This window comes from Staphylococcus pasteuri (assembly GCF_030547725.1).
GTDB classification, from domain to species: Bacteria; Bacillota; Bacilli; order Staphylococcales; family Staphylococcaceae; genus Staphylococcus; species Staphylococcus pasteuri.
Genome location: NZ_JAUOQO010000617.1, coordinates 1 through 252, shown reverse-complemented (window position 1 = coordinate 252; position 252 = coordinate 1). Strand labels below are relative to the sequence as shown.

The 252-nt window shown below is 43.7% G+C and carries 1 protein-coding gene; it reads left to right on the top strand.

The features are described 5' to 3' along the window. Window positions 1-252 (top strand): hypothetical protein (locus tag Q4528_RS14935; protein WP_303522463.1); only part of this gene is annotated, 252 nt, incomplete at both ends.

The following is a 252-nucleotide window of genomic DNA, read 5'->3' as shown; positions in this document are numbered from 1 at the left end:
CGTGTGGTGGGCGCAGCAGGAGAGCTTAAAGATTATGCCATTGCTTCTCACTGGAAAACCGATGCAGTAAACCGTTTAAGCTTTACCATCTTCTTAGTGGGTTTCGAAATCTTTCGCGCTATAGCGATGTTAATGGTGGTGTTTTCTGATCTTACCGTTGGCCAAATCTTCGCGGTGTTTGGCTACCTGTGGTTTATGATGGGCCCAGTACAAGAAATTTTAAGTATTCAATATAGCTACTTTAGTGCCAAC